Source organism: Aestuariivirga sp., from assembly GCF_041738905.1.
In the GTDB taxonomy this organism is placed as follows: Bacteria; Pseudomonadota; Alphaproteobacteria; order Rhizobiales; family Aestuariivirgaceae; genus Aestuariivirga.
Window position 1 is genome coordinate 1 of the sequence record NZ_JBGSOZ010000102.1, and the last position, 6,268, is coordinate 6,268.

Consider the following 6,268-nt stretch of genomic DNA (forward strand, 5'->3'; position numbering starts at 1 on the left):
ACTGGCAAGCGCCTCGATAGACGTGGTAGCTTTCTTCATGGTGTTGCTCTCCATTCAGGATTGAACACCCCGAGCCTACGGCTCGAGGAGAGCAACGCCAACCTCACTCCAATTTTCTACATTGAGCGGGACATCCCCACAGTCAAGGATGCCTTTTCATTTGAAGGCTGCAATTAAGTGACTTGCAGTGACATTGGAGACCGCCTCGCCTTGCCCGGCAGCGGTCTCCAAGCCATCAGGTGAGGCTCCCAACATGACCTCGCCTTCCATTCGCATATTCTTGCCCTGCATCGCTGCTTCGCGGACGAGCTGCATCCGGCGTTCATGCTTGTCCTCGATCGCCTGCAATCGGGCCTCAAGAGATTTGATCTTCTCGTCCTGTTCGTGAAAGAGCGTTCCGAGAGCTGCCATGAACCCGGGAACATCTTTCACCAGCGCATTGTAGGTGCCCTGAGTGAATTTGACTTGCTGCGGTGCCTTGCCGATGGTCTCGCCCATCAGGCTCCGCAAAGACTTTGAGCGGTCCCTCCAGAACTGTGTTCTCTCGCCTGGTGTCAAGATGCCCTCCTGGTGTCGGCAGCGGCCGAAAACTCCCGGAACAGTTTCATGCAGTACAAATAGACTCGATCAGCCCGGATTTCCTCGTCAATCTCGCGCTGCAAGGCGCGTTGCGCTTCCCTCTCCCGCTTGCCCACTACCAGGTCACTCCGTCAACGAAGGCCACAGCATTGCTGCGGCGCTTGGCAAAGCCGATTTCGAGGAAGCATCGCAGGCCGATGGCATCGGTCTGGAACAGGCTGCGCACCGGGTCCGCAACGGTCGCGCTGTCATCCACGATTTCCAGCGGCGTGTCGCTCATGTGGACGGTGCCTTCCGTCGAAACGTCGATGTCGGGAACGGGATTGAAGCCGTGCACCAGGGCGCGCGGATCAAGCGCAATGACACGCGTGGCCGGCACGGCGGCACTGCCCATCATCGTCACCTTGGATTCGGCAAAGCGAACCGGAAACAGTGCAGCGCGTTCAGGCGAGCCGATGAACACAACCTCCCCAGAACCGTTTGCCGCAACGGTGCTCGCCAGGGCGGCAAGGTCCGTCTGCATGGCAGCAGCATCGGCGCCGCCATAGCCGGTCCCCGCTGTCAGGCCGTTGAGCAGCCCAGCATGGCGCGCATCGGTCGCCGAATCCGTCGAGAAGTAGGCGGCGTCCAAACTCAGCCCGGCGTCCTCGCGGAAAATCTGATTGAAGATTGCTTCGGCGTCCGAATGCTTCATCAGCTCCCGCGAGAAGATCGTCAGCGTTGCCATTTTCTTCGGCGTCAGCGTTGCACTCGCAATGGTGTAAGCGGCCACAGGAATGACGTCGAGTTCCTTCACCCAGCTCATCGGCGCTGCGGTGCTTGAACGGTAGGGGTGCAGCTTGCGGCTGAAGCCGTCGAAGGGGCTGACCGTGCCGCGCGGCATGATCGACGCCATGACGCTGAAGGGCGCCAGTGAGGCCAGAAAGCCGCCCCAGGCCGTTCCTGCCACCTCAGCGGCCCATCCTGCCGTTCCCGACGCGCCAGGCGCAACCGTAGCCTTTGCCACAAGGGCGGCCGTGCGGTCTGTGGGCCAACGCCGGGTGATGATGTCGTCAACATCTTCAGACTTGTTGCTGCTCGTGGCCTTCAGGACGCTTGCGAAGGCCAGGCGTTCGAAGGCGGAGGGCTGGGGTTCGACGCCCTGCACATAGGCAATTTTCATAGCTGCTCGATCTCCAAATCAGATGACCGACTGTGACAGGTTTTGCCAGGTCATGCGGCGACACTGTCGCCTGTCATCGACGCTCCGTGACTTGACCGACTCGCACCTCGTCAAGAAAGCGGATCGTCGCCTCCCGAATGGCGTCCTTGTCGTCCTCCTGGTCAGGTCGAAGCTTGCCAAGTGCAATGAGCTTCGCAGGCCAATCGACGTCGGCCACGTGAAAGCCGGGAAGCGCAAGACGGCCATTGCGTCTCCGCCATTTGTAATTTCGATCTCTCCTACGGTTGCCGTTCATGACACTTCACCCCTTCGGGGTGGCTCCAACTTCTCAGTTTCAAAATTGGTCGCGGTGCAAATGGAGGAACCCCGCCGGTCTGGAAAGTGATCTGCCCCATGGGGCGACTCCCCCGCCCCCCTTGTTCATCACATTTCCCATGGCTTCGGTCCTTCGGTCGCAGGCTTCGCGGTGCGGTCCTGCCTCATCGTCGAAACATGCGAGAGCCGCAGTTGCCGGGCGATCGATGCAAGTGCGCGGGTCTCGCGCTCCTGAGCCGCGAGCATCTTCAGCCACAGTTCAGTATCGAGCCCTTCATCCTTGTCAGTCTCCATCGCGTGCAACAGCATCGCGATCCGCTGCGCCGAGATGATGTGACGGCAATATTGCGTGAGCAGCGGCCACGTTTCCCGGGTGAACCAGTCAGCCGGCATCCGGGCGACGATGGCGCGCCACTCCGCCGCCTGAAGGTCGGTGAGGTCATAGGGCGCGTCCGGGCGCTCAACTCGCTCGATCAGATCGGCAACGGTTGTGACTGCCAGCTGAGCGGCAGATTTTCTGCCTCGTTTGTTACGCATCTTCAAAATTATCCCAGTTTATAGTTGCCAAGGCACCACACCGGTCCAGAAAGCGAAGGACAGGGAGGATCGACATGGCCCCCCCCGGGGGCATCCATGAGCGATCGGTTTCTTTCCCTCTTAAAAGCGTGCACCGCCCCGCAAAGGGCGGGTGCAACGCCATGGGGGTTATAGGGGTGTGTTGGCAGCACCCTTGTAAGGCCGTTGGAAGGGGGTTGTAAGGGCGTTGGAAGGGCGTTGGAAGTAGGAATAATTTCGGTTGGAAGGGCGTTGGAAGGGTCATTTCTCATCGCCGGAACCTCCCCATTCCACCGGGTCAGCCATCGCAATATGCGACCGTTCCCGGCTCTTCGGCCCATGCTTCTGAATCTCGATTGTCCCGGCCGTGAACAGCATGTTCATTGCAGTTGTGAAGGCTCGCTTGGATAATCCTTGGCTGTGAGGCGACTCGGAGAACAACTTGGGTGCATAATTGTTGGACGGCTGAGCCGAGACATAGCGGCCCTGATCTGTGAACTGTGCCAACAGCTCGAGGAAGATGCGCTCTGCCTTGTTGTTGCTGATCGTCTTGTCGAGGCTGGTTGGAGTTGTGTCGGCAACGAACACGCCATTCTGCCAAGTGAGGGAGATTTCAGTCCCTATGCGCGCATAGTTCGCCTTCTTGACGGACAGTCGCCGCGCATCTGGATTGGCCTCAAATCCTTCGTTCGTCACTCGCTCTAGGTAGAGCCGCGACCGGACGCTATTGCTCCAACCCGTGCTGCCGGAAGTTCCTGTGCCGCTGCTGATGCCCGTGAGTGAGGGGTGAGCCAAAACGACGATGGCGGATCGATACTTGATTGCAGGGCCACGGAGCTTTCCAATAAACTGCCGAGCTTGTGAACGATCGTTTTCATTGCCCGGATTCATGTCTGCCAAGGTATCGAGAACCACCAGCACGGGCCGGATCTGATCCATAAGCCTGTCGATCTCGTCCAGAAGCTCTGTGCCTGTCAGCGTGCCATTGCGGCTGTCCAGTGTGGCCAGCAGGGCATCCTCGCCGGCAAGGCTCCGAATGGTCAGCCGATGCAGTTCCCCGAGACCTACGCCTTCAGCTGCGGCAATTGTGGCAAGGCGGATATGAAGCTCATCTTCATCATCTTCGGCCGAGATGAACAGGACAGGGCCGTCCTTGACCGGCTGATTCAGCCAAGGGCGGCCGAGAGCAGTCGAACATGCGAGCTGGAGCAAGAGAAGGCTTTTCCCTGTGCCGCCATCGCCGCCCACCAATGTGATAGTGGCCATGGGAATTAAACCGCGCACCAATTCTTCACGAACAGGAACCGCCCGGCCTTCAAGGTCTGAGGCACGGATGAAACGGCTTTTCCGCTCTTCCGTCGGCAACTTTGCTGTAGCTTTGGGCTTGAAATGCTCCACCACACCGGGAGCGTTGAGATCGGGAATGATACTCATGATGCTGCCCTCATGTCGTTCCAGTCCGCGCCCGGCTTGGGCGGATATGTGATGATCGCCTCCCGGCCTTCGTCTGCCCATCGATGCGCACATTTGCGAGCGGCCTCGATCCCGGCCCGGTCATGGTCCGCGAGGATCGTGATTGCCTCCACACCGGGAAGCACCGGGAAGGCTTCGACGGCCCCGGCGCTGCCAAGTGCCCATACCGGAGCAAGCCCGCCACAGAGCGCCGTGAGGGCATTCTCCACCCCTTCGGCTATGGCAATACCTTCTGTGACCTCATGGTCAGGACTGAGCTTGATGGCGCAACCCTTCACCGGCGCCAGCATCTGCTTTGGGTCCAGGCCCTCGATCTTCGCCTTGCCGTTGCCATCGGCAGCGAGCGCTGTCCGTTGTATGGCGCGCGGCTCATCAGTGAGAATGTCCCTGAAGAGGCAGACCATGGCCGGATGATGCGTCCTGCCTTCGTCTTCCAGCTTGAACGGACAGAACGGCATGAACCTGATCACATCGCCATGGGCAAGGCCAGCCGTGAACAGGTCGAGGCCCCGGCTTTCCAGATACCGTTGAACTGGCGTAAATGTTGGCGGTTGCGCCGCGTTCCACATGCGCAACGCAAATTCCCTCTTGTGCACAGTCGGATCGGGCGCCTGGTTGACAGCCGCGAACGCCGAAAGCGGCTCACGCAACTCCCTTCGCCATTCCTCATGAGGCAGGCCCAGGAGCGAGCGCACATAGTCCTTGCAGACCGTCCAGTGATCGCCCGCGAAGCTGTGAACCGTGAAGACGGTTTCAGAGGTGAAATTCACCATTAGGCTGCGATCATCCCGGGAATGCCCCGGGCCGGGACATTGCACAGCGTTCCGGCCTGCAATGTGACCGCCGAGCGCGCGCGCAAGTGACGCGAGATTCATTGCGGCCTCCCTCCGATCGCGAGATCGAGAGCCGCCTCCAGCATTCCGGGAGGTTGCGCCTCACGACACCGCCGCGTCATGATTTCATCCCGAAACACTGGAGTTCTGCGCCGATCGACCGCGCGATTAGCCGGCCGCGCCGGATCGCTGCCGCGAGATCGTCGAACCGATCGATGATCGTGTCATGGTGCTGGTCGCTGATATGCCCGACGGTCCACTTGTCCTCGTACCAAAGGACGGCAACAACACCGCCATGCAGTTTCTTGCTAACCGGGGGAAACATCTTGATCACGCGGACCATGCCAGCACCTCCACCATGAGGGAGCTGTCAACGCGGTAAGTGCGGAAGCCGGTTGCGTCCTGAGGCTGGGTCCGGTATTCTTCGTCCCGATCTCCGCAGATCGCCTGACCCCCAACACCCCCTGTCACGGTCCCCATCGTGGCAGGGGTCCGCATTTCGGGCGGGGGTTTCGACTTGCGATGGCTCTGCATCATGCAGCCACCTTCTGATTGCGCGAGGTATGCCGCGGATTCTCAGTCGGCAGCGCATCGATCCATGCCTGAACCTCCTCGACGGTCCAGGCGCGGCTATTTGGGCCGATGTAGCGGCCGGGCGGGAAGCCATTGTGATCGATCTTGTAGCGAAGGCTCGGCCACGAGGCGACAATGCCGCGGGCCTTAAGGTCCTTGAATCGGAGGAACTGTGTCACCATGCTGATTACTCCTAAGCATCGGGTGACAGTCCAGTTATGCCAATTTTTGTTCTGTGTAGCAGATACATCTGTGAGGCTAGATCGCCCTACCTATCCATTTTTCTGAAGTCGTCTCCAAGCCTTCATGGCAGACTCCGGGCTTGCAACGAGCCCTAAAACCTCGAATGCATCGGCAACAAACAACCCAAAAGCCGATGCAGGATTCAGTGTCTGTGGCGCCTCCTTTTCCTTGCGTAGTTTCCAGAGGTGCCTACATTCTTCGATCACGCTGGCAGCCTCAAAATTGAAATCCTTACGGGTGGCGATGCCTGTCTTTGCTGCTTCAACACCGGCTTGCAAGGGCTCCGAGAGCAGCACAAATGGATGGGTTAGCCAGTTCAAAAATGATGACGGTTCCGACCTGCCCTCGATATGGCTGTTGAGTGTATGGAAGTAAATCCCATCGCTCACCTTGGGAGGGGATGTCCCGTACTCTGTTGAAAATGCCAAGGCTGGCGTCGCTGGTTGAACCTTATGCAGCATCGGCCAAGCGGTCAACTGCATGGGAGGCTGGCTGCTCGGTCCGATGGTTTTGAAGTGCGGCCTTGAGGATTGGC

General features: G+C 59.4%; 8 protein-coding genes. All 8 read right to left on the reverse strand.

Features of this window, described 5'->3' with window-relative positions:
* Positions 1-156: 156 nt before the first annotated feature.
* Entirely contained in the window at positions 157-498 is a 342-nt protein-coding gene (locus tag ACEW8Q_RS08605) for a hypothetical protein (RefSeq protein WP_373503641.1), read from the reverse strand.
* Positions 499-694: 196 nt separating this feature from the next.
* A complete protein-coding gene (locus ACEW8Q_RS08610) occupies positions 695-1,741 on the reverse strand; it encodes a phage major capsid protein (protein WP_373503642.1) in 1,047 nt (348 codons plus the stop codon).
* A gap of 423 nt (positions 1,742-2,164) precedes the next feature.
* Entirely contained in the window at positions 2,165-2,593 is a 429-nt protein-coding gene (locus tag ACEW8Q_RS08615; protein ID WP_373503643.1) for a hypothetical protein, read from the reverse strand.
* A 279-nt stretch (positions 2,594-2,872) separates the two neighbouring features.
* Complete coding sequence (locus ACEW8Q_RS08620) at positions 2,873-4,045, reverse strand: AAA family ATPase (RefSeq protein ID WP_373503644.1); 1,173 nt, start codon at positions 4,043-4,045, stop codon at positions 2,873-2,875.
* Entirely contained in the window at positions 4,042-4,857 is an 816-nt protein-coding gene (locus ACEW8Q_RS08625; RefSeq protein WP_373503645.1) for a toprim domain-containing protein, read from the reverse strand. The genes ACEW8Q_RS08620 and ACEW8Q_RS08625 overlap by 4 nt, the downstream gene beginning before the upstream one ends.
* 178 nt (positions 4,858-5,035) lie before the next feature.
* The gene (locus tag ACEW8Q_RS08630) at positions 5,036-5,260 is read right to left on the reverse strand and encodes a hypothetical protein (protein ID WP_373503646.1); all 225 of its coding nucleotides are present in this window, start codon (positions 5,258-5,260) and stop codon (positions 5,036-5,038) included.
* A 190-nt stretch (positions 5,261-5,450) separates the two neighbouring features.
* The gene (locus ACEW8Q_RS08635; RefSeq protein ID WP_373503647.1) at positions 5,451-5,672 is read right to left on the reverse strand and encodes a helix-turn-helix transcriptional regulator; all 222 of its coding nucleotides are present in this window, start codon (positions 5,670-5,672) and stop codon (positions 5,451-5,453) included.
* Positions 5,673-5,762: 90 nt separating this feature from the next.
* Positions 5,763-6,268: hypothetical protein (locus tag ACEW8Q_RS08640; RefSeq protein ID WP_373503648.1), on the reverse strand; the 506-nt coding region annotated here is incomplete at its 5' end.